Below are 22495 nucleotides of genomic sequence, written 5' to 3'. Positions count from 1 at the left end.
TGCAATGTCGTCATTGGTCCTTTTTTGCAATAACTGATTATCGATGCGTGGGTCATCTTGCCGCTCGCGGTATCTGTTTTATATTGAGCTAAAGCATGAATGGACTCTAGATGACGATTTTGATTTCTGGTGGTGCCGGTTTCATTGGCGGGAATTTCGTCCTTGATTGGCTTGCTCAATATGACGAAACGGTCGTCAACCTAGACAAGTTGACCTATGCCGGCAATCTGGACACCCTGAAGGGGTTGAAAGGGAATAATCGCCATGTGTTCGTGCATGGCGATATCGGCGATCGCGATCTGGTAGGGGAACTGCTGTCGATGCACAGGCCCCGCGCAGTGATCAATTTTGCCGCCGAGAGCCATGTCGACCGTTCCATCCATGGACCCGGTGATTTCATCCAGACGAACATCGTCGGCACATTCGGACTGCTGGAGTCGGTGCGCGGCTATTGGGACAGCCTGCCGGCGGAAGAAAAACAGGCGTTCCGCTTTCTCCATGTTTCCACGGACGAGGTTTACGGCACGCTGTCGAAGGATGATGAGCCGTTTAGCGAGCTTAACCGCTATGAGCCGAACAGCCCTTATTCCGCCAGCAAGGCAGCCTCTGACCACCTTGTCCGCGCATGGCATCATACCTATGGCCTGCCGGTTCTGACGACGAATTGCAGCAATAATTACGGCCCTTACCACTTTCCGGAAAAGCTGATTCCGCTGGTGATCCTGAATGCGCTTTCGGGCAAGAGCCTGCCGATTTATGGCGACGGCCAGCAGATCCGCGACTGGCTCTATGTCAGGGATCATTGCAGTGCCATCCGCCGCGTGCTGGAGGCCGGCGCAGTCGGCGAAACGTACAATGTCGGCGGCTGGAACGAGAAGCCCAACCTCGATGTCGTGCATACGATTTGCGCCATTCTCGACGAACTACGGCCGAAAGCCGTTGGCGGCCGCTACAGTGATCAGATTACCTTCGTGAAGGACCGGCCAGGTCATGATCGCCGCTATGCGATCGATGCGCGCAAGATTGAACGGGACTTTGGCTGGAAACCGCAGGAAACGTTCGAAAGCGGCATTCGCAAGACGATCGAATGGTATCTCCAAAACCAGGATTGGGTGCGAAACGTTACCAGCGGCGCCTATCGCGAATGGGTCGGCAAGCAATATGAGGTTGGGCTGTGAGTGCAATTCTCATCACCGGCGCCAATGGACAGGTCGGTTTCGAGCTGCAGCGCTCCCTCGCGCCGTCGAGCGGCGTGGTGGCTCTGGCCCGGGCGCAGATGGACCTTGCCAACGAAGCGGATATCCTTGCCGCCCTTCGCGAGCACAAGCCGCAGATTATCGTAAACCCTGCCGCCTACACGGCTGTCGACCGGGCTGAAAGCGATGCCGAGCAAGCGATGGCGGTCAATGCCGCGGCGCCCGGGATCATGGCGCGCTGGGCGGCCGACAATGGCGCTTGGCTTGTCCATTATTCCACCGATTATGTCTTCGACGGCACGAAACCCGATCCCTATGTCGAAGAGGATGCGGCCAATCCGCAGTCCGTCTACGGCGAAAGCAAATGGCTGGGCGAAGAAGCGGTTCGCGCGGCCGGTGCTCCCCACGTAATCCTGCGGACGAGCTGGGTGTATGGCCATCATGGCAACAACTTCCTGAAGACCATTCTGCGGCTGGCACAGGAAAAAAACTCTCTGAATGTGGTCGCGGATCAGATCGGTGCTCCGACCTCGGCGGCGCTGATCGCCGACGTCACCCACACGATTGTCGAGCGTCTTGCCGGTTCGAAAGTGCGGGACGACCTCTCCGGAACGTATCATCTGAGCGCCCGAGGCAGCACCTCCTGGCATGGCTATGCCGCACATATCGTCCGTCAGGCATCGGCCGGCAACTTCAAGGTTATGCTTGCTCTCGACGCGCTCAAGCCGATATCGACCTCCGAATATCCGACTCCTGCCAAACGTCCTGCCAATTCGAGGCTGGATTGTACGAGGCTGATGGACCGTTTCGATATCGCTCTTCCGGCGTGGGAGGTGGGCGTCAGCGATGTCGTGGCAAGGTTGCAGCTCGAGCCGAGTTGAGAATGCGGCACACGTAACGCCCTTCGTAACCCAACGCCAGCTAACACAGATATGGACTGAGGAAGAGAAGCCGGATCATGACGACACCACGCAAAGGCATCATACTTGCCGGCGGATCGGGAACGCGCCTTTATCCGCTGACGCTTGCCGTCAGCAAACAGCTCTTGCCGATCTACGACAAGCCGATGATCTATTATCCGCTGACGACCCTGATGCTGGCGGGCATCCGCGAGATACTCATCATTTCGACTCCGCAGGACACACCTCGTTTCGAGCAGTTGCTGGGCGATGGCAGCCGATGGGGAATCCGGCTCGAATATGCGGTTCAGCCGAGCCCGGATGGCCTCGCGCAGGCATTTCTGATCGGCGAGGCGTTCCTGGGTGGCGCGCCGTCGGCTTTGGTGCTGGGAGACAATATCTTCTACGGCCACGACTTCAGCCGATTGCTGCACGAGGCTGGCGAGAAAGAGGCTGGCGCCACCGTCTTTGCCTATCATGTGCAGGATCCGCATCGCTACGGCGTGGTCGAGTTCGATGGCCAAGGCCGGGCAATCAGTCTGGAGGAAAAGCCGAATCTGCCGAAGAGCAATTATGCCGTGACCGGCCTCTATTTCTATGATGAGAGCGTCGTCGACGTGGCAAAATCCATTCGTCCGTCGCCGCGCGGCGAGCTGGAGATAACGGATGTCAACACGCATTATCTGAAGGCCGGCCAGCTCGATGTGCAGACCATGGGCCGCGGTTATGCCTGGCTCGACACCGGCACGCATGAATCGATGCTGGAGGCCAGCCACTACATCGCGACCATCGAAAACCGCCAGGGATTGAAGGTCGCCTGCCCGGAAGAGGTTGCCTATCGCAGCGGCTGGATCAGCGCATCCCAGGTCGAAACACTGGCCGATCCCCTCAAAAAGAACGCTTATGGGCAATATCTTCTGGGAATGTTGCGCGAACAGGTATTCTAGAGCTTTTCCGCTTTTCTTCGAATCGCGAAAACGCTCTATCCATTTGTTTACGCACCTCCGGGAAAACCGCTGCGCACTTTTCCCGGAGTTATTCTAGTCCGCCATGGCGCGTTCAGCGCTGCTGCCTCCTCATGCGAACGTTTGAACTGGAAGACAAATGAAAGCCATCGATACCGCCATCCCCGACGTCAAGATCCTCGAGCCGACCGTGTTTGCCGATGATCGAGGCTTTTTCTTCGAGAGCTTCAGCAAGATGAAATTCGAGGCAGCGATAGGCAAAAGCGTCGACTTCGTGCAGGACAATCATAGCCGTTCGGGAAAGAGTGTTCTGCGAGGGCTTCACTACCAGCTGCCGCCACACGCCCAGGCCAAGCTGGTGCGCGTCGTGGTCGGTGAGGTCTATGACGTCGCCGTCGATATCAGGAAATCCTCGCCGACATTCGGGCAATGGGTCGGCGTCCTTCTTTCGGCGGAAAACAAGCGGCAGTTCTGGATTCCGGAAGGGTTTGCCCATGGTTTCCTGACGCTAAGCGACCATGTCGAGTTCCTGTACAAGACCACCAACTACTATGCTCCCGAAAGCGACCGCGGCATTCGTTGGGACGACCCACGGATCGCCATCGACTGGAAGCTCACGGAGCCGCCGCTGCTCTCTCCGAAGGATCAGCGCCAGCCTTTGCTCGCGGATGCCGAAACTTTCGAGTGATAATTTTGTACACTCCGGGTGCAGATCGTGGGCCGCCGTTATGCTTGGCTCGTCATCGGCACCCATGAGATCGATGCTGGAGGTCACCTCAGACTTCCATTCAGTGGACACCTGAACGTCTGCACCGTCTCATTGAGGCCAATTCGACAAAGGAAACGCCTCAATGAGATTTCAGCGCGAACCAATCAGTCAAGCTGTATCATCGTGTAGCCACGAATAGATACGAGACCTCCGTCTTTGGAAGTCATTCTGACCTCAAGTTTACGAACAATGTCATCCAGCTTAAATCGAAATGATTTTGATTGCGATTTTGCGACATCGTATTCAAAATGCTTAACCTTTGCAACGTCACTGACAACATCGACAATTACGGATGATGTATTGGAAATATCTGCGTCGATATCGACCTTATACTCTCCCGCTGGCACTGTTACGTAAGGCCCATAAAAAATCACGCCGCTGCCCCTGTTTTTCAGAACGCCGTTTTCCAGATAACCGACCTGCGTAAACTTTACCAATTGGTCTGCCGTCATTGACAAGCGGAACGGTTCACTTTTCGGCAATTTGGTCAAATTTGAATTTTGAGCGACGATAGCCCCGCAGGCATATACATCATCGATTTGACTACACTGTTCCCTCGGTAGCTCAATGTATTTAATCGCTGCGACAGGTGCCAATGAAAGGGTTCCGGGGTCTTTGCTTACCTGTTTGAAATCGCATACCAACGGCTCGGAATGTCTCGCGAGGTGGGCGCTATCAGTTTGCTTGCCCGTCTTTGCGGCAATCCAATTGATCTCTGTTAACGTAGATAGGCCTTGGGGGGCGCTGAGGCAATCGATGGGGATGAGGTACGATACGCGCTCCGCCTGCGATATCAGTTGGGCGAGTTCGGTCCGATCCTTGCCCACAGACCCCTGCTTTATTTTCATTACCGGCCCCAGCATATCGGTAACCTGTATGATCATAAGAGCAGCCAATGCGATGTAAGCTGCTAATTTTAATTGGCGAGCGCGGGCTATAATCGCCAGTGATATGAAAATTAAAATATAGCTCAAGGGCCACATTATGCGGCCACTAGCGCGAAGAATAGAATAGGGGGGGAGATTTTCCGGAACTGGGTATTCGAATATAGGGATACCAGCAACCCTGATGATATTGCCAACGGCGTAAACCGCACAACAGGCGAGAACAACGCTTAAAAAGGGATGCTTTCGCAAAAACTCATATGGAGATTTGCGAGCGATAAAGATCGCCAGCACTATCGCTAGTTCCCCTCCAAGTCCAAGGTAATTGTTTCCCTCGAAGCGGACTTCGCTGGTGAATGGCGATTTGAAATGTAAAAATGTCGATTCCGTGGGCCATATCATCGAAAGAAGGTCGGCCGAATAAATGCTGTAGCCATCCGCCGCGCCAGAACCGCTGCCGTATCCGCCAATAACTGCGAGGAATATCGTGAAGGCGAAAACCGCCGAGCCAATAGCTATTGTTCGAAATGCCATACTCCGCTTGAAAAGCGCAATATCACTGACTGCGGCTCCGAATATCGCAAAACAGATTGCATAGAGGTAGGCATGCGTCCAGATCGCCACGCCCAGTATTGCTGCCCAGTAATAAGCCGACAATTGCCGCGACTTCACGTCTTTAAAATAGAAACCGAGTGAGAAGAGAATTAAGAAATGACTGCTTAGCGCGAGATGACTATGGCGCATAAGGAAGAACGGGCACGTTAAAGCTATTATGCCGATCAATGTTGGGGCGACCCATCCCTTCACGTCGAGTTGCCGCGCCAAAAAAGCTCCTGAAACGGGCTGAAGAACCCACAGAACAAAGAACCATGTGCCAATATAGTTCCATCGCAAACCTGTGATGCTGTTGATAATCTTCGCGATTAGTCCGGCAAACGGGGCACTGTCTGTGAAGATTATATTCGCTCCGGCAGGTGCGTTGATCCGATCTGTATAAAAAAGCGGAAACGACCAGCGCCCGTCCAGATATGCGTAGGCACCGGCAATGTGCTGGGCAAGATCGCCTCCGGGATGGTCATAAGCTCCCCCAATTCCCGCTGCACGAAGCAAGCCAAACAGGTAGAGAAAGCTAGCAATACCAATGAGAAAGGAAGGAACCAAGTAAGATTGTCGGCTCATTGCCCTAATGAGCTGCCGGCTATGCAAATTTGCCAAGATCTACCCCAGATACGTGCCAGATTGAGAGCTCTTTGCCACGCGGATATTTAAAGGGGCAAGTGGCAAAATAGATACATTTAGAAAACTTTAGAAGCAAATCAACAATGTTCATTTGCTTTGATTTCAAATGGCCATTTGGATTAGAGGCTGCAGTGCATTCCAAGGGGGTTAAAATGGTGAACATGCCAGTGTTGTCGGTTGTGATACCAATGATGAATGAAGAAGAGGGAATTCCGGTTCTTTTCGGTCGTTTGGTTCCAATCCTTGAGCAGACAGGGCGGTCATTCGAGGTGGTTTGCGTCAATGACGGAAGCCAGGATAGAACCTTGGCGGTCTTGCAGGAATTCCAGCTGCGGTATCCGGGTATCGCTATCGTGGATCTCAGCCGAAACTTCGGGAAGGAGGCGGCTTTAACCGCAGGCCTGATGCAGGCGCAGGGGCAGGCGATCATTCCGCTCGACGCGGATTTACAGGATCCGCCGGAATTGATCGGCGAAATGCTGGATCGCTGGGACAAGGGAGCAGAAGTTGTTCTCGCCGTGCGGGCTAAAAGGGAAACGGATACCGCGTTGAAACGCGCCACCGCGAACGTGTTTTACCGGATCATCAATTCGATAAGCGAGATCAGCATTCCACCGAATGCCGGAGATTTCCGTCTGATGGATCGGAGCGTAATCGAGGCACTGAAGCAACTGCCGGAGCGCAGCCGGTTCAACAAAGGCATTTTCGCGTGGCTGGGGTTCAGGACGGAAATTATCGAATATGAACGGCCGCCCCGCGAAGTCGGCATGACGAAATGGAATTATAGAAAACTCTGGAATTTTGCGCTCGACGGGATCACATCCTTCAGTTCCGCGCCGCTCCGCATCTGGAGCTATATCGGCATTTTGATCGCGGGTTGCGCGATGCTTTACGGACTGGTGGTAATTTTCAAGGTGCTCGTCCTTGGCTATAGGGATGTTCCCGGCTATGCCTCGTTGATGACGATCCTGCTGTTTTCCAATGGAATCGTTCTGATTGGTCTTGGCGTGATCGGAGAATATCTATCACGCGTCTTCATCGAAACGAAGGGAAGGCCGCTCGTCATCATTCGCAAGGTGCATAAGTTCGGACAAAATGATTAAAACGCTCTACCAGATAGGATCGTTCGGGCTGGTCGGTCTGTCGGCAACGGCTTTGCACACGCTTGTGTTTTCGATCCTGTCGTGGAGCGGCGTTACGCCTTTGATCGGCAATTTCATTGCGTTTTGCTGCGCCGTGCCGGTATCTTTCTATGGCAACCGTTACCTGACGTTCAAAACCGACGGTAATATTTTCAAGTTTGCCCTCATGTCCTTTGCCGGTTTCGCCCTAAACCATGCGAATGTCTGGTTCGTCACCCATTTTCTGCGGATGAGCTGGGAATATGCGCTTCCAGGCATGCTAATCGCGGTACCTGCTTTCAGTTTCATCATCAGCAAATTGTGGGTTTATGAACAGTAGCCTTACTCCATGCGGGTACAACGATAAGTTGACGCGGAGAAACGACGGGCAAGAGAAGGTGAAGCTCGCGGAATGCCTGGGCGATTTGCGACACGAAAAGGCGCCATGGTGTGAGTGAGCGGCCTGGGACTCCTGTCCCAACTTTTTGGGAGAGTTACGAGGAGCCAGATTCCCGACCAAAAGATCGCAGCGGACTTTCGAATCGGAACAAGGCGCTTCTGCAACCACAGCGCATCTGCTCACTGCGTTGCGCATAGTGGGCCAAGGTGAATCACTGACGCCACTTTGCCCGCGACATCGTCTCCGGCATTGGCTTGCCCTTCGGCTTTCGCTGATGGATGTCCGACTTCAGGCGTTCTCTGTAAATCACATAGGCCAGACTGAAACACAAAACCGGCTCAGCAGAAGGTGAATCGAGATTTCCAAGTTAGCAATCGCTAGCCGATACTTCAAAGCCGGCTAATGAACTCATCTTTACCGCTGAGAAGATCGCACCACCAAATGCAGAGATCATACGCAATCCTCGGCAGGCCGCACGAGCGGCAGCTTGGATAAAAGAAGATCCGCGCTCTGCTCCCACGTCAGCCACGGCATTCCCGTCGAAGCCGGATGCAAGCCCTTTTCGTGCAGTCCTATCCATTTTTCGATGGCAAGGGCCAGATCCGCCGGCTGGTCGCCTTCGAAGTAAAACGCGTGATCGCCGGCGATCTCCTCGAAGACCGGAATTCTCCGCAGGATCAGAGGCAATTCCTTGTGGGCCGCCTCGATGAGAGGGAGACCGAAGCCCTCGCCCATGGAAGCAAAGATCAATGCCGAGGACTTACCGTACAAGAGATTCAGGAATTCATCGCTGATATCCTGAAGCCAGAATAAATTCCGGTCGCGCTTGGGATGCGTCCGCAATGTCTTGCAGAGGTCATCGACATTCCACCCCTGCTTACCGACGATAAACAGATTATACGGCTTGCCTTCATCCCACAGCCGCTCGAAAGCACGAAGCACCTGAGCGTGTCCCTTGCGCGGCTCCATGGTGCCGACCATGATGAAGCTCGGGGCCTGACCCATTCTGTTCAGGAGCGCCGGTCCGTTCTCCGGCAAGCCCTTGCTGGGTAGGCTGGAATCGATATCCGCACCGAGATGGAAATTGTCGATCGTCAGGTAAGGGTTGACGGGGAACGATCCCGCACGCTCCCGCAGCCAATCGCGCGTGTCGTCCGCCACGTATGCGGAAACGCAAATGAGGCCGTTGGCGTGGTAAGCCAGGCTCGGCAGCCAAAGAGGGAACCAACGCCGTATGCCTTCGTCGCACCATTCCGGATGGCGTAACGCCATGATATCATGGATCACGAAATAGACTTTGCCTCCGGCGCGACGCAGCATGTCGAACTGAGGTTCGATTGCCGGAAACAAATGGCATGTCAAATCCGTAACAAGGACGATGTCGTCCTTGCCGAACAGCACGGGCTCGTCGGCACCGAAGTCGATTCCGAAACTCCGCTTCACGAATTGATTTGCGTAACGGTAGCAATCGCCGTTGGCATAGCGAATTGCCCGAACCTCGTAACCCGGAATTTTCCGGGACAGGAGCACATTGAGGATACTGCGGGACACGCGCTGGATACCGGTCTTGGCATCATGTTCGGCCAGCACGGAAATGTCCACCAGCAGCTTGCGTCTATGATCGCGAAAGCTGTTCCGGGCGATGGCCCAGGCCAGCCCCAGCTTATCGGCATCGGTCAGCTTCTTCTGACGGCGAAGCGTGCCGAGCGCATCGGCCTTGATGCCGCCGAGGCCCCCTTGCCGCACATGTCCATCCGGGGTCCCCGACTGCCTCTCCAACAAGCTGTCGAAGCCGGCGATCGCCATTTGCGCAGTCTTGTCCCAGGAGAATTTCTCCGCCTGCGTCAGCGCATGACTCTTCAAGTCTGCCCAATAGGCCTCATCGGTCAGGGCTTTCTCCAGCGTTCTGGAAATATCCCTGACGTCATAAGGATCGAACATCGCCTCGTCCCAGCCGATCACTTCCGGCAGGCTCGTCACATTGGAAGCAAGGGTGGCGGCACCGCACCTCATCGCCTCCAGGGCAGGCAGGCCGAAGCCCTCATGCACGGAGGGAAATACAAAAACCCTGCACAAGTTATAAAGAGCGATCAGATCGTCGTCCGGAAGATAGCCCGTAAAGATCAGATGGGCCGGATCGACGTCGTGACTCTGGGCGAGCGCCTTGATGCGCTCCAGATCTTCCGGCTTGACCTTATAAGCGAGAACGAGGGGATAGTTGCCCTGTAACGCTTTGGGAAGCAGGCCGTATGCCTCGATCAACGCCTCGACATTCTTCCTGGGTTCAATCATCGCCAGCGACAGTATGAACCGGTCCGGCAATTTATATTTGGTTTTGAGATCCCGTTGCTGCCCGGCGCTATAGGTGCGGACGAAGAATTCATCCCCGACGGCGGAGGAAATGTTCCGGATCCGCTCCCGGGGAACTTTCGTATACTTCTGGACCTCGCCCATCACGGAATTCGAGATTGCGTATACGGCATCCGCAAGCTCGAATTCCGCCAGTTTGTCCATGTAGAACTTATGATAATTCGGATCGCCGAGATAGCGCTCCTTGTTGAGGAGCGGTATCAGATCATGGCAGACCGTCACTGTTTTCCAGGGGCGGGGCTCCTTCGGGATCGAGACCGTGAAGTCGTCGTCGTATCCTTCAAACAGGCTCGTGACGTAGACGATATCCGGATCGATGTTGGCAATCGCAAGATCGCGCACATGACGGGCCGCCTCGAAACGCTCGTGGTTTTCCGTCTCGCGATAGGCGGTCGGCCCGCACCCCGAGAATATGAACATTTCCTCTTCGGCCAGAATGTCGCGATAGGCATTTCTGACTTCCTCGACGTTCTGCAACGGAAACATGCCATTGATCAGGATGCTGACCCTGTGCGGGCCGGCATTGCGAATGATGGCCCGGCTCATGGCGAGGGTACTGCGTCCGATACCACGAAACTTGCTTTCGGACTGATATCCCTGCACATCAATAAGAATATGCAATTCCTACCCCTGCTGCGTTGATTATCGCGATAGTTCTTCGAAGAGGTCGTTCACCGCCGGAGGCAGCAATTTTCGATCGGCCAGTTGATCGGCTATCTGCCGCTGCAGGTGGCCTGCCGTATCCGCGGGCGGGTTTTCGATTGGCATGATGCGGCGGTGGATCCGATGCACGTAGCCATAAAGCCCGGAAAACCGCAGAATGCGAAACGCCAGGTTTTTCATGGCCGGATGGCGGTTTGCCAGACGCACGGCCAGCTTGAACAGGCGCTTGAGAAAGTGCTTGCATCGCTGCCGGATGCCGTATTGCCGTAAAAGCGCGACCTGCAGGCCGAGATAGCGATAGGGAGCTGTCATCCTCCACGAGCGGCTGCGATAAACCGCCTGTAGCGTCTCGGCATAGGCCTCGCACCGTTCGGTCAGTCCCCGGAGGCGCTCCTCATGGGCTTCGCACCGCTCACCCAATGCCCGCAGGCGCTCCTCGATGGTCGCGATGGCGTTCGAGTGCGCGGACAGCCCTCCCTCCGCCCGCGACAGGCTTTCCAGTACCCCCGACCGGTCTCTGCTCAACATGTCCACTCTGTCGCGCAAATCGCTTTCGCGATGGAGCCTCTCCAGGACATTCAACTCATGCGCCCGCAGCCAGGCCTCCGCGCCGTGCTCATAAGCAGCCGGCTGCGGCAATGACAAGCGCTGTTCGAACAGCGCGGCCAGCAGAGAAAAACGCCATTCGGAAACGGGTCTCTGCCAAAACGCATAGAGCCAGCCCGCGTAGGGGGGCGCGAGATGATACGGGCTCAGCAAGGGCGGCCGCGCCTTCTCGACTTTGGCCACATCGGGCATCAAAAGCTCGTGCACGAAGATTAAAAACGCCTGGAAAATGTTGTGCGGCCAGACACAATCCTTTGCCTGTATCCCGACAGAACCGTAATCGATCAGGCTGAAGCGCTGCCCCGCCCGATCGTACATCACGTTCCAGAGGCGAATGTCGTCGTGATAGAGGCCTGCGTCTTCCAGGGCGATCGATTGCCGCAATACGTCGCTCAGGACCCGGTCGACATCGAGCGGCGTGCCATCGCCGGCCATATCGGAAAGCAGTTCGCCGTCGATGACCGACGTTACGATCCATCCTTGCAGCGCATTTTCCCCATGCGCCAGCAGCCGTGGCGTTTCGAAGCCCTCCGGCGGCCGCTCCAGGAATTTGGTCTCGGCCCTCAACTCGGACCTGTTGCGGGAGCCGACCTCCGGCGGAAAGGACTTCCGCACAGAGGTGAAGTCGAAGACCTTGCCGAAAAACGTTGAACCCCAGTAATAGCGGCGGCTTCCGTTATGCGCTTCGCCCGCGCCGGAATAGGGTTGCTTGCGCCAGCGGTCGAACTCGCCGCAAAAATTATCGAGAAGCAGGGTTCGGTTGCTGACGAGATACATCGGCCTTCTGACATGCGACAGGTGCGTCTCGTAAGATGCAATCTGGTGATAGAAGGCACAGCCGCCGATCAGGTCGCGGGGGTCGTCGGGCTGGGCACTGCCCCAATAAAGAGGCTCCTCCTTGAGAGCGAATTCGAAAATCCCGAGATTGACGTCATTCATCAGCGCCGTGAGAAGGCGAGCGACATGCTCGACCCCGTACAAATAGACGAGATGGTGGAATACGCTCAGCCCGAGGACGACATCGTACTCGCCCGGCTCCAGCCTTTCCACGAAGTCTTCTATGCGAGCCTGGACGAAGCTTACCGACAGGTCCGGGTTCTCTTCCGCCAGCGCAGAGCAGACGGCGATGTTTTCAGCCTGGAAGTCAACTCCGGTGACGGTTGCCCCGCTGCCGGCCAGGCTCAGGCTGAAAAAGCCCTGCGCACATCCCAGATCGAGAACCTTGAGCGGCCGGTTCAGGTGCCCGGATAGCCGCCGGCAAGCGTCTTCGATGATCACCGACCGGGCCCGACAGTCCCGCGCGGCTTCCCCATCCCATTCGGGGTGCCCGTAAATGACTTGATAGAGTTCGGGCAGGCCGTCGACCAGGCTCTGCAATTTTTGATCGGTCATCGGCTTGGCCTGCCATCGTCCACGGTATGAAATTCGGCCTTCAAATCGACGACGCCCCAGAACTCCATGCCCTTGCTGACATGCAGGATCACCGAGTCGTACCGGCGGTCGAGGGGAGTCATATCACCTTGCGGGTTTCCTGCGGAAATGCCGAACGAGAGAAGATAATCGCCGCTGTTGAGATTGAGGGGCATGGAGAACTTGAAGATTCGCACATCCCCGCGCCTGGCCGATATGTTTTCGCGGCCGGCCGATGACAGAAACGAATTCGAGCCGTACAGGAACAGGCCATCGAGCGTCTTGATCAGTATCCCAGGGACGACATTGTCGAAGTCGACCTCGAATCTGACCTTCAGATAGAATTCCGCCGGCTCGCCGCTATTAATGCTCGGAGGATAATGCGTGCCGCCGACCTGTATGTCGTAATCGATGATCACCGCGCCGCCCTGGCCCCAGCGATATTCTTCCGGTCGGTAGCCGTGACGGGTATGATAGACGTCGCCCTCGTTGACGGTCGACAGCGCGGTCCGGGACGACGAATTGGCGGCAGGCGTCTCTTTCCTTACGGTTTCGAACTGCGGCTTGCCGAACAGCTCGTCAAGATAACGGTTCGTCACATCGCGGGCCGATCCGTCCATGCCGATGGTGCCGTCCTTGAGAAATATGGCGCGATCGCAATGCCGCACGATGTCGCCCACGCTATGCGAAACCAGCAGCAAGGTCGTGCCCTGCTTCTTGAAATCCGAAATGCGCGTATAGCATTTCGCCTGGAAACGCGAGTCACCGACCGAAAGGGCCTCATCGACGATGAGAATGCCGGGCCTGGAAGCCGTCGCGACCGCGAACGCCAGGCGCATCTGCATGCCGCTGGAATAAACGCGAACCGGCCGGTCGATATACTCGCCGATATCCGCGAACTGCTCGATGCCGGGCATCAGTTCGTCCATCTGGCCGCGGTTGTAGCCCATCATCAGCCCGGACATGTACACATTCTGCCGACCGGTGAATTCGGGATGAAACCCCATCCCGAGCTCCAGCAGCGCAGCCACCCTGTCGTTCACCTGGATGCTGCCGCTCGTCGGCTGCGTCGTCCCCGTCAGCAGCTTCAGCAGCGTGCTCTTGCCGGCGCCGTTGACGCCGACGATCCCGACTGACTCTCCCGTTCCGATCTCGAACGAAATGTCCTTCAGCACCCATTTCTTCGTATGCCACTCTGCATTTCCTGGGTACAGCTTCTCCCAGACGCGGTGCCACTTGGAAGTGTAGTACTTGTAGCATTTCGAAATATTATCGACAGCAATGCTTCCCATAGCTAGAGCTCGTCAACGATATCTGCGGAGTGCTTTTTGAACATACGCCAGCCTATTGCGACCAGACACAAGGACAGTACCAGGACGAGAAGCAGGGATCGCCAATCCGGATCCACCTTATATATGAATATATTTTGGTAGCTCATGATGATTACCGCCATAGGGTTATAGGAGATAATGTTTTTGACGGAATCCGGCAGGATTTTACTGACGTACACGATCGGTGTCAGCCAGAACCAGAACTGAAGCACGATCCCCACGAATTGCCCCACATCGCGAACGAAAACGTTCATTACTCCCAATATAGTCCCGAGACCTATCGTAAAAAGCATTTGAATTATGAGGACCGGAATAACATAAAAAACAGAAAGCCCCGGAAAATTGTTGATGACAATCAGAAATATTAAGAACAGGCCAAATATGATAAGAAAATTCACAAAGGACGAGAGCGAGACGATAATCGGCAAGCAGATTCTTGGAAAATTCAATTTCTTCAATACATTGGCATTAGATATGAATACGTTGACCAGACCATTGAGGGTTTCGATGAACAGCCCCCAGGTCAAGACGCCGGAGCACAGATAGATGCTGTAGGAAAAAGCACCCGGCATACCCGCCAGGCGGGATCCCATGACCTTGGAGAATATTACCGTATAGACAAGAATCATTGCCACAGGCTGCAATACAAGCCAGGCGGAACCGAGAAAACTGTTTTGATAGCGGGACTGGAAATCCCGCTTGACGCTGCCGAATATAAACCCACGATACCGAATGATACCATTCAGCAAACCATTAATCATACGACAGTTCCATAAACATTCGATAACAGCTCTGCTTCTTTCCGATCGTGGCCATATAATGCGTTATGGGCCGAAATAAGGATGGCATCGCGCCCGTTCCTGTAGATTGGCGCGCCGCTCTTCTGCAGTCATAATGAGTGACAAACGCCTATGCGCTCGCTTTTTTGTGCCCAGGGTGTATTGCCGATCTGACACTCAATTGCAATCCACATTCGACAATCAGGAGACATCGCCGGACTGCATGTGTCTGCGGGGCTGGGCAAGATTTGTTAAAATTCCACATTGCCGAAAAAATGGAAAACTCTTTTGTTTTCACAAAATGCGCTCCCCTACCGTCACACTTAGTATCAGGTTCGCTTCTTCATTTTCATTCAGACATGATTGCGCCGTTTGGCGATCGCCTTTTCAAAAACACATTCAAGTTGGTGCACACTTTCGGGCCAGTTGAACCGCAAAGAGTTCGCCCGCGCGTTTGCTGCGAGACGGGCATGAAGTGTGTCGTCCATCGCGAGGCTTTGCAAACCATCATGGATGGATCGCACATCGTTGGGATCCACAAAAATGCCGGCTTTACCCGCGACCTCAGGCATGGAGGACGTATTGGACGTCAGCACCGGGATTCCCATCGCATTCGCTTCTATGATCGGAAAACCGAAGCCTTCGTAAAGGGACGGCATGGCCAAGAAGTGAGCATGACTATACAGCTGCGCGAGATCAGGATCGGATACATAACCTGTCAGCCGAACGGATGGCTCGATATTTAGCTCTACGATACGCTGTTTCAAGTCGCCCAATCTCCAGCCTTGGCCACCGGCGAGCACAAGAAGAAATCGCTGCCGTGTGACTTCTGACAGAGCTGCATACGCTTGCAGCAGTCTCAGCAGATTTTTGCGGGGCTCAAGTGTTCCCACGAAGAGAATATAGGAGCGATCGATCCCGAACGACGATAACTCCTTCGGAACCGATGCTCCACCGATGGCCGTCAAGCCCGGATGGATAACATTGAGCTTCTCTTCGCACCCGGGAAATACTGTTTTCAGTACATTCGCTGTGGCGGTAGAAACGGCAACGATCTCATCCGCAACGGCGATGCCGGGTTTCATCAGCCAGCGATCTCCCATCCAGGTCTGCCAACGCATGGTCGTGGCCATGTCTCGCCAGACGAGGTCGTGAATCGTGATGACGCGAGGAATGCGGCCATCGAGAAAGAAGGGCAGACGATGAGCCGGCCCCCAAAATACATCAATCTCTTCCTGCGCCGCGCGGCGTGGTAATTCCGTCTGTGCCCAGATCATTCGCCTGATCGCACCGGGAAAGCACGCCACATGCAGCTTCGCTGCAGGCAGATCCGTCAGAACCCTATGAGGTGCCTCTGGCAAATAGAAATGCAGTTCGTGGCCCAAAAGCGCCAAATGCCGGCTCACTTCCAGCAGGTATCGCCCAATACCGGTTGTACTCGTTACTAAATTACGCGCATCGATGCCGATTTTCATTCGCGAGTTATCCGTATACCGCTGCATGGAGCGGCCTTGCCATTATAGCGGGACTCGCAGCGAACCAGCCTTGCCCTCTGCTAAACTTATATCGGCGAAAATGCGGCCCTTGCGCTTAAATTCCGAAGAGATTTCCATCTGCTATATATGGGCGACCACCCAGTGGCAAGATGAATGGAATGTGAGATTGTTTCATCTTCAAACGCCGCGCACCGTCTTGCGCCAGTGCGGGTGTTGACGGCCAGTGCGATGCTTAGTCAGCGCGATTTTCAGATCCTGCCGCAGAGATAGGCACGCTTGTGCCCATTATGAAGGAATGACCCTCTCGGGCTGGTCTAAAGCAATTTCAGGAAAAGTGCGCAGCGGTTTTCCGTCCGGAATCGCGTACAAACAAGGAGATAGAGCAGTTCGGCGATTCCGTGAAACGCAGAACCGCTCTAGCGATGCGCTTCAACTAAGCCGCCTGCTGGACAAGTTGGATTCCGAATTCTGTTGGCGATCGATGGCTAAGGGCTGAATGCAGCCGCGTGGCATTATAGATGCCCCGATAAATCGGGGGCAATGGTTTGGCGACATCTGCAAAGGTCTCGTAGCTGGCGGGGTAGATATCCTCGACCTTCAAGGTCTTCATGAAGCTCTCTGTCTGTGCATTGTGATAGGGGGATGCCCATGGAGCCTTGCAGGCCAGCGGTAGTCCAGCCCGAGGGTTCATTCCACTTAGAAGGGCGGGCTATCCCATAATCAATAGCCTCACGATACGGAAGCGCCGCTCACGTCCAAGATGGCCTTGATGATGCCGGCTTCCGGTTTGAGCCACGCCTTGAAAAGTTCCGGCCCATCTTCCAGCGAGCCTCGATGGGTGTTTAGCGCTGCGGTTGGAACCCGACCATTTTCCATTTGCCTCACGACCTCCGCAAAGTCGTCGGGCTGCGCGTTGCGGCTTGCGAAGAGAGTGGTTTCGCGTTTGTGGAATTCGGGATCGGAGAAGGTGATGTCGTCGCGCACCACGCTGATGAGAACGTAGCGGCCGCCATGGGCGACGAAGCCGAAGCCGCGCTGCATCGCTTTGGCATTGCCGGTCGCGTCGACGACGACGTCAAAGAAGTCGCCGCCGGTCAGGCGTTTCGCATCGGCTTCCGCCTCGTCGTGGGCGAGCAGCGTCCGATCGGCGCCGAGCGAGGCGACGGTGAACTCCAGCCGATCTTCCCGCATGTCCATGACGGTAACATCCGCGCCGCGCGCTTTGGCGAAGATGATGGCGGACATGCCGATCGGGCCGGAACCGACGACAAGCACACGATCGGCAGCGCCAATGCCGCCGCGCGTGACGCCGTGGGCGCCGATCGCCAGGAACTCGATCATCGCCGCCTCGTCCAGCGAGGCCTTGCCCGCCGAGACGACATTCTGTTCCGGCACGCAGATGAACTCGGTCATGCCCCCGTCGCGATGCACGCCAAGGACGGCGAGGCTTTGACAGGCATTGGTCACGCCGCGACGGCAGGCAACGCATTTGCCGCAGGCAAGATAGGGAACGATATAGACATTCTCTCCCTTCTTGAGGCGGCTTGAACCATTTGCATTCTCGACCGTGCCGGACAGCTCGTGTCCCATGACGCGTGGATATTCGAGAAAGGGATGCTTGCCCTGATAGATGTGAAAATCCGTGCCGCAGATGCCGACACGCCTGATGCGTACCAAAACCTCGCCTTCGGCCGGGCTTGGGACATCGCGCTCGATCAGGGTAAGCCTGCCGGGTTCGTTGCAGATCAATGTTCTCATGGCGATGGACTCTCGAAGGGCCGGAAGCGCCGACCGTTGCTGTTGTAAATAGATGCCTGACGAAGTCGCGATTGGAAGAGCGGAGAAGCGCTCAGCTCATTGATCACCTCTGCCGTCATGTCGGCTGCTTTGAACACAGACCTCTACCGACCTCATGACGCATCTCCATTCAGCGGATAGCGCGCCGCGATCTGTCTCAGCACGGGGGCATGCAAAGTGCTGCCTGCCGCATCGGCCCAATCCAGAAAGGCATGGATGCGCCGGGCGACCTTCTCGCGGTGATGCTGGCTGATATCGGCGATGCGATGATTGAGAAACGGGTTGAGGAAACGGTCGAGTGTCGTTGTGACGTAAGCCTTTGCCTCGTCGCCCATGCCGTTTGCAGCAAAGCCTGGCAGCACTTCGTTCTGGTAGAGCGCATCGAGCCTTGCGCGTATGTCCTCGTCTGCCAGGATGGCGCGCACGGTTTCATCCGCCGGCCTGTTCTCGCGCTGCCAGATTTCGGCAAGAAAAGTATGGCCGAGATTGAGAATATGCAGCTTCAGGCGCTCATATGGCTCAAGATCGTCGGTCAGCACGATGCTGTCATGGATACAGGGAACGCGGACACCCGGCGCGCGTTTGATTGCCCATAACGCGTAGGGTTCGGCAACGGCGCCGATCGGTTCGATCGGCTCGGAAACGATGCGGTCGACCAGCGTCTCGGCGAAGGCGACATGGTCGTTAAGCCAGGTAAGGAATTCAGCCGGCACATCGTTGAGCCTGGCGCAATCGATAACCGTCTGTTTCAGCACGCGGCCGTTTCCCGTCATCAATTCGCAGGGAAGGATCACCAGCGGACGGCGGGATCCCTGCCAGCGCCTCACCAGAAGGGCGGCAAGCTTGGCGGGGAAGGACCGGGGAACCCCGTCAAAGCGGTCCTCTTCCGGCCATGTCGTGTATCCGGTTTCGCCGGTGTTCGAGATGACGAATTCGGCACTCTCGGCAAAGAGTCTCGAAAGCTCGTGCCAATGCTCGATGGCGGAAAGCCCTTGGACGACGCTGGTGACTTGTATGGTGCGGTCGACCGGCTGGCCGCTCGACATTCCGCGGATGACGACTGGGTATCCCCCCGGTTTGCCGAAAGCGCCGACGCGTCCGCTGCGTCCGCTGTCGCCCGAAACCTGAACGACGGCGATGGGGCCGATATCCTGTCCGGATTGCCTCGCTTCATGCACGAAGAATGCCGCATGTGCCTGCAGGAACCGGCTGGTGCCGAACTGGATGATCCGCGCGCTCACGCCAATATCCTCATATGTTCAAAGCCAAAAGGCGTGGCTGCGTGATCGGGGCGGTCAGCGGACATCCAATATCCTCCCATATCTGTTTTTTATCTATAGAAAACAGCCAAGCGGCCGGCCGTCAAATGTTTTTTATGGAAGTAAACAGACGTACGGATTTGCTCTTCTGGTTGAAGGGCAGCGGATAAGATTGCGGCCGGGCGAGCGTTCAGCCGAAGAGGTACTCCCCGGTGGGTCTACGTAGCCGATCAAATGCCTGCTCCTCGGCCGGCAAAGTCTGGAAAGCGAAAATTTCATAAAAATAACAACAAAATGTCAAATATTTTGTGATTTTGTCGTTTTTATTTGTTATGAGCCTATCGGGATGATGCGGTGCAGGAACGGCCTTCGCTGGATTTTCGAGGAATCCGCATGTCGGCAGCGGCTATTCTGTTTCGTGCCGCCGTCAAAAGCGCATAGCATCACCCGCGCAATCATGGCTACCATCATGACCCAGGGGGAGAGTTGAATGGCACGTATCACCTTAAGGCAACTGCTCGATCACGCCGCTGAAAACGGCTACGGCGTTCCTGCTTTCAATATCAACAACATGGAACAGGCGCTTGCCATCATGGAAGCGGCCGATGCCGTCGGCGCGCCGGTCATCATGCAGGCATCGAGGGGCGCCAGGGCCTATGCCAACGATATCATGCTGAAGCACATGATGGATGCCGTGGTCGAGATCTACCCGCATATCCCGGTCTGCGTGCATCTCGACCACGGCAACGATCCGTCGAGCTGTATGACGGCGATCCAGGCCGGCTTTACGTCGGTCATGATGGACGGATCGCTCAAGGCAGATGCAAAGACGCCGGCGGACTGGGATTATAATGTCGGCGTGACGAAGACGGTTACGGACATGGCGCATCTCGGCGGCATTTCCGTCGAGGGCGAGCTTGGCGTGCTGGGTTCGCTGGAAACCGGCATGGGCGAGGCTGAAGACGGCCATGGCGCGGAAGGCAAGCTGTCGCACGATCAGTTACTCACCAATCCGGACGAGGCCGTTAAATTTGTACGCGAAACCAGGGTCGATGCGCTGGCGATCGCCATGGGCACCTCGCATGGCGCCTATAAATTCACGCGCAAGCCGGATGGTTCGGTGCTGGCGATGAACGTGATTGAGGAGATCCATCGCAAGCTCCCCAATACGCATCTCGTCATGCACGGCTCATCCTCGGTTCCCGAGGAGCTGCAGGAAATCATCAACAAATATGGCGGGCAGATGAAGCCGACCTGGGGTGTGCCGGTCGAGGAAATCCAGCGCGGCATCAAGAATGGCGTGCGCAAGATCAACATCGATACCGATGGCCGCATGGCGATGACGGGTCAGATCCGCCGCGTGCTGCAGGAAGACCCGAGCGAATTCGATCCCCGCAAGTATATGAAGCCTGCCATGGCGGCCCTGACGAAGCTCTGCAAGGAGCGCTTCGAGCAGTTCGGAACGGCCGGCCACGCCTCGCGCATCCAGCCACTGACCGTTAGCGAGATGGCCAGGCGTTACAAATCCGGTTCGCTCGACCCGGTCTTCTCCTGAGACAGGCAATCAGCGTGACGCCGGGCTTGCCGCCCGGCGCACGCTTTCTTCGGTCAGTGTCTGGCCATGGAATTTCGCCAGCGACGCGACGACGTCGTCGATTTCCTTGGCCAGACGCTGTGCATCCCATTGCAGGGCATTCGCCGCGATAGCGCCGATTTCGCGCAGGCCCTGGATTGTCAGCAGGCCCTCGATTGCCATGGTGGTGCGGCGGAAAACGATATCCGACAGATGAACGACCATTTCCTGCCGCGCGATCCAGTCGATCTCGCGCGCGCTGTGGCGCGGCGCGCCGCTGATGCGTTCGCCGTCGTCATGCGCCGAAGGATAGGCAAGGATTGCTGCTGCGGTCGTGCCGTATCGGCTTAACAGCTCATCTGCCCTGCTTGTCTCGATGCCGGTCTTTGTCGCCACCGTCCGGGTCCACGCTGCACGCGCATTGGAATCGAGCGGAAAATCCCGGCCGCCGCCGATGGCGAGCCGTTCGGTGGATGTTTTACGTGTGCGCTGAAGGCGTGCCAGCACCGTGTCCGCAACCTCCTCCGCAAAGCCGCGGAACGTGGTCCATTTTCCGCCGACCAGCGAAATGATCGGAAATGGACGTCCGGCCTGAGGTTCGAACACGGGTGCGGAGTGATCGCGACTGATCAATCCCGGCGACGAGGCGTCGGAGGCGGGCAGGGGACGGATGCCACTGTAGCTGTATGTCACCTGGTCGCGGTCGAAACGCAGGCTGGGCAGCAGCGACCGCACGCTGTCGATGAAATAGTCGATCTCGTGTTCCTCGCAGCGCACATTGTCCGGGTCGTCGCAGGGAATGTCGGTCGAGCCGACCAGCGCCTGGCCCAGATAGCCGTAGACCAGGCAGATGCGGCCATCATCGGCTTCGAAATAGATCATGTGGCCATTCAGGCTGCGCACCAGCTCGGGATGGTCGAGCAGGATGTGCGATCCCTTGGTGCCGCCGATCAGGTGAGCCGGCGCGCCGAGAGCGGCGTTGACGTGGTCGATCCAGGGACCGGCGGCATTGACGACAAGCTTCGGCCTGACCGAAAATGCATATCCGTCCGAGCGCTGGAAGGTCAGCAGGCCGTCGGCTGCGGAAACTAGGGCAGTAGCGTTCGCCGCCACCGAGCCTCTGTTCGTCTCCAGCCCGTCCTTGACCAATTCGTAGACCAGTCTTTCCGGCCGGCTGATCTTGGCGTCGTAGTAGATGCCGCCGGCAACGATCTGAGGCGTCACATGCGGCATTTCCTTCAGCGCGCGGCCCTTCAACAGGAACCTGTGGCGCGGCATGACGCGGTTGCGCGAACCGAAGAAATCGTAAAGCGCGAGCCCGATCTTGACGAGCACGGCACCGCGGCTGCGCGGCGCGGTCGTCGATCCCAACAGTGTGCGAAGGGCTGCGGGTATGCCACGCATCCAGGAAAAGATCGGCACGAAGGTCGGCAGCGCTTCGACGCAGTGCGGGGCATTCTTCAACAGCAGGTTCCGCTCGAGCGCCGACTGGGCGACCAGCCGGAACTCGCCCGTTTCGAGATATTTCAGGCCGCCGTGGATCAGCCGCGACGGCGCCGCGCTCGTTCCCGAGCCGAAATCGGATTTGTCGACGATCAGGCAATTGACGCCCTGCGCGGAAAGATCACGAAACAGCCCTGCGCCGTTGACCCCGGCGCCGAGAATGACGACGTCGACATCGCCTTCTTGAAGTTGCGAGAAGCGTTGTTTCAGATCGGCGGTCATATCGGTCATAACA

The 22495-nt window shown here is 56.3% G+C and carries 17 protein-coding genes; 7 read left to right on the top strand and 10 right to left on the bottom strand.

All coding sequences use genetic code 11. From position 1 onward, the window contains the following. The first annotated feature begins 110 nt into the window (after positions 1–110). The 4 genes from rfbB (at position 111) to rfbC (ending at position 3748) form a co-directional block, all read left to right on the top strand. A complete protein-coding gene (gene rfbB / locus ACJJVH_RS23895; protein ID WP_412065331.1) occupies positions 111–1178 on the top strand; it encodes a dTDP-glucose 4,6-dehydratase in 1068 nt (355 codons plus the stop codon). Continuing rightward, positions 1175–2077 (top strand): dTDP-4-dehydrorhamnose reductase, encoded by a 903-nt coding sequence (gene rfbD, locus ACJJVH_RS23890; RefSeq protein ID WP_412065330.1) that lies wholly within the window; start codon positions 1175–1177, stop codon positions 2075–2077. The genes rfbB and rfbD overlap by 4 nt, the downstream gene beginning before the upstream one ends. Before the next feature lie 77 nt (positions 2078–2154). Continuing rightward, a complete protein-coding gene (gene rfbA, locus ACJJVH_RS23885) occupies positions 2155–3042 on the top strand; it encodes a glucose-1-phosphate thymidylyltransferase RfbA (RefSeq protein ID WP_113360278.1) in 888 nt (295 codons plus the stop codon). Between the two features lie 157 nt (positions 3043–3199). After that, positions 3200–3748 carry a dTDP-4-dehydrorhamnose 3,5-epimerase gene (gene rfbC / locus ACJJVH_RS23880; RefSeq protein ID WP_412065329.1) on the top strand — a complete coding sequence of 183 codons (549 nt, stop codon included), beginning with the start codon at positions 3200–3202 and terminating at the stop codon, positions 3746–3748. Between the two features lie 185 nt (positions 3749–3933). Here rfbC and ACJJVH_RS23875 read toward each other — a convergent pair whose 3' ends face one another. Further along, positions 3934–5928 carry a DUF6311 domain-containing protein gene (locus ACJJVH_RS23875; RefSeq protein ID WP_412065328.1) on the bottom strand — a complete coding sequence of 665 codons (1995 nt, stop codon included), beginning with the start codon at positions 5926–5928 and terminating at the stop codon, positions 3934–3936. Positions 5929–6104: 176 nt separating this feature from the next. Between ACJJVH_RS23875 and ACJJVH_RS23870 the strand changes: the two genes are divergently transcribed. Then, on the top strand, positions 6105–7055 hold the full coding sequence (locus ACJJVH_RS23870; protein ID WP_112802016.1) for a glycosyltransferase family 2 protein: 951 nt from the start codon (positions 6105–6107) through the stop codon (positions 7053–7055). Further along, positions 7048–7413, top strand: a complete 366-nt coding sequence (locus ACJJVH_RS23865) for a GtrA family protein (RefSeq protein WP_112802014.1) — start codon at positions 7048–7050, stop codon at positions 7411–7413. Before ACJJVH_RS23870 ends, ACJJVH_RS23865 begins: the two co-directional genes overlap by 8 nt. Positions 7414–7923: 510 nt before the next feature. Here the strand turns inward: ACJJVH_RS23865 and ACJJVH_RS23860 are convergent. From ACJJVH_RS23860 to ACJJVH_RS23825, 8 genes are all read right to left on the bottom strand, one after another. Continuing rightward, entirely contained in the window at positions 7924–10464 is a 2541-nt protein-coding gene (locus tag ACJJVH_RS23860; RefSeq protein WP_412065327.1) for a glycosyltransferase family 4 protein, read from the bottom strand. 21 nt (positions 10465–10485) lie between these two features. Further along, the gene (locus tag ACJJVH_RS23855) at positions 10486–12504 is read right to left on the bottom strand and encodes a methyltransferase domain-containing protein (protein WP_412065326.1); all 2019 of its coding nucleotides are present in this window, start codon (positions 12502–12504) and stop codon (positions 10486–10488) included. Continuing rightward, positions 12501–13814 carry an ABC transporter ATP-binding protein gene (locus ACJJVH_RS23850; protein ID WP_112802008.1) on the bottom strand — a complete coding sequence of 438 codons (1314 nt, stop codon included), beginning with the start codon at positions 13812–13814 and terminating at the stop codon, positions 12501–12503. Before ACJJVH_RS23850 ends, ACJJVH_RS23855 begins: the two co-directional genes overlap by 4 nt. A gap of 2 nt (positions 13815–13816) precedes the next feature. Further along, complete coding sequence (locus ACJJVH_RS23845) at positions 13817–14614, bottom strand: ABC transporter permease (protein ID WP_412065325.1); 798 nt, start codon at positions 14612–14614, stop codon at positions 13817–13819. 371 nt (positions 14615–14985) lie between these two features. Next, complete coding sequence (locus ACJJVH_RS23840; protein WP_412065324.1) at positions 14986–16107, bottom strand: glycosyltransferase family 4 protein; 1122 nt, start codon at positions 16105–16107, stop codon at positions 14986–14988. A 454-nt stretch (positions 16108–16561) separates the two neighbouring features. Beyond that, positions 16562–16819 carry an integrase core domain-containing protein gene (locus ACJJVH_RS23835; protein WP_412065323.1) on the bottom strand — a complete coding sequence of 86 codons (258 nt, stop codon included), beginning with the start codon at positions 16817–16819 and terminating at the stop codon, positions 16562–16564. Positions 16820–16857: 38 nt separating this feature from the next. Further along, positions 16858–17886, bottom strand: a complete 1029-nt coding sequence (locus tag ACJJVH_RS23830; protein ID WP_412065322.1) for a zinc-binding alcohol dehydrogenase family protein — start codon at positions 17884–17886, stop codon at positions 16858–16860. Positions 17887–18038: 152 nt separating this feature from the next. Next, positions 18039–19166 carry a mannitol dehydrogenase family protein gene (locus ACJJVH_RS23825; protein ID WP_412065321.1) on the bottom strand — a complete coding sequence of 376 codons (1128 nt, stop codon included), beginning with the start codon at positions 19164–19166 and terminating at the stop codon, positions 18039–18041. A 508-nt stretch (positions 19167–19674) separates the two neighbouring features. Here ACJJVH_RS23825 and fba point away from each other — a divergent pair. Further along, positions 19675–20739 (top strand): class II fructose-bisphosphate aldolase, encoded by a 1065-nt coding sequence (gene fba, locus ACJJVH_RS23820; RefSeq protein ID WP_113371753.1) that lies wholly within the window; start codon positions 19675–19677, stop codon positions 20737–20739. A 9-nt stretch (positions 20740–20748) separates the two neighbouring features. Here the strand turns inward: fba and ACJJVH_RS23815 are convergent, their stop codons facing one another. Beyond that, positions 20749–22491 (bottom strand): glycerol-3-phosphate dehydrogenase/oxidase, encoded by a 1743-nt coding sequence (locus tag ACJJVH_RS23815; protein WP_412065320.1) that lies wholly within the window; start codon positions 22489–22491, stop codon positions 20749–20751. Positions 22492–22495 lie beyond the last annotated feature (4 nt).

Origin of the sequence: Rhizobium sp. SYY.PMSO (genome assembly GCF_046840415.1) — a bacterium.
Taxonomy (GTDB): domain Bacteria; phylum Pseudomonadota; class Alphaproteobacteria; order Rhizobiales; family Rhizobiaceae; genus Rhizobium.
Note: the sequence above shows the minus strand (reverse complement) of the source record. Positions and strands in the feature narration are given on the sequence as shown.

Coding starts and splice junctions, on each gene's coding strand:
- ACJJVH_RS23840 (WP_412065324.1), bottom strand. CDS start 16,107: ATGAAAATCGGCATCGATGCGCGTAATTTAGTAACGAGTACAACCGGT.
- ACJJVH_RS23850 (WP_112802008.1), bottom strand. CDS start 13,814: ATGGGAAGCATTGCTGTCGATAATATTTCGAAATGCTACAAGTACTAC.
- ACJJVH_RS23835 (WP_412065323.1), bottom strand. CDS start 16,819: ATGAACCCTCGGGCTGGACTACCGCTGGCCTGCAAGGCTCCATGGGCA.
- rfbA (WP_113360278.1), top strand. CDS start 2,155: ATGACGACACCACGCAAAGGCATCATACTTGCCGGCGGATCGGGAACG.
- rfbC (WP_412065329.1), top strand. CDS start 3,200: ATGAAAGCCATCGATACCGCCATCCCCGACGTCAAGATCCTCGAGCCG.
- ACJJVH_RS23845 (WP_412065325.1), bottom strand. CDS start 14,614: ATGATTAATGGTTTGCTGAATGGTATCATTCGGTATCGTGGGTTTATA.
- ACJJVH_RS23865 (WP_112802014.1), top strand. CDS start 7,048: ATGATTAAAACGCTCTACCAGATAGGATCGTTCGGGCTGGTCGGTCTG.
- ACJJVH_RS23855 (WP_412065326.1), bottom strand. CDS start 12,504: ATGACCGATCAAAAATTGCAGAGCCTGGTCGACGGCCTGCCCGAACTC.
- ACJJVH_RS23870 (WP_112802016.1), top strand. CDS start 6,105: ATGGTGAACATGCCAGTGTTGTCGGTTGTGATACCAATGATGAATGAA.
- rfbB (WP_412065331.1), top strand. CDS start 111: ATGACGATTTTGATTTCTGGTGGTGCCGGTTTCATTGGCGGGAATTTC.
- fba (WP_113371753.1), top strand. CDS start 19,675: ATGGCACGTATCACCTTAAGGCAACTGCTCGATCACGCCGCTGAAAAC.
- ACJJVH_RS23830 (WP_412065322.1), bottom strand. CDS start 17,886: ATGAGAACATTGATCTGCAACGAACCCGGCAGGCTTACCCTGATCGAG.
- ACJJVH_RS23815 (WP_412065320.1), bottom strand. CDS start 22,491: ATGACCGATATGACCGCCGATCTGAAACAACGCTTCTCGCAACTTCAA.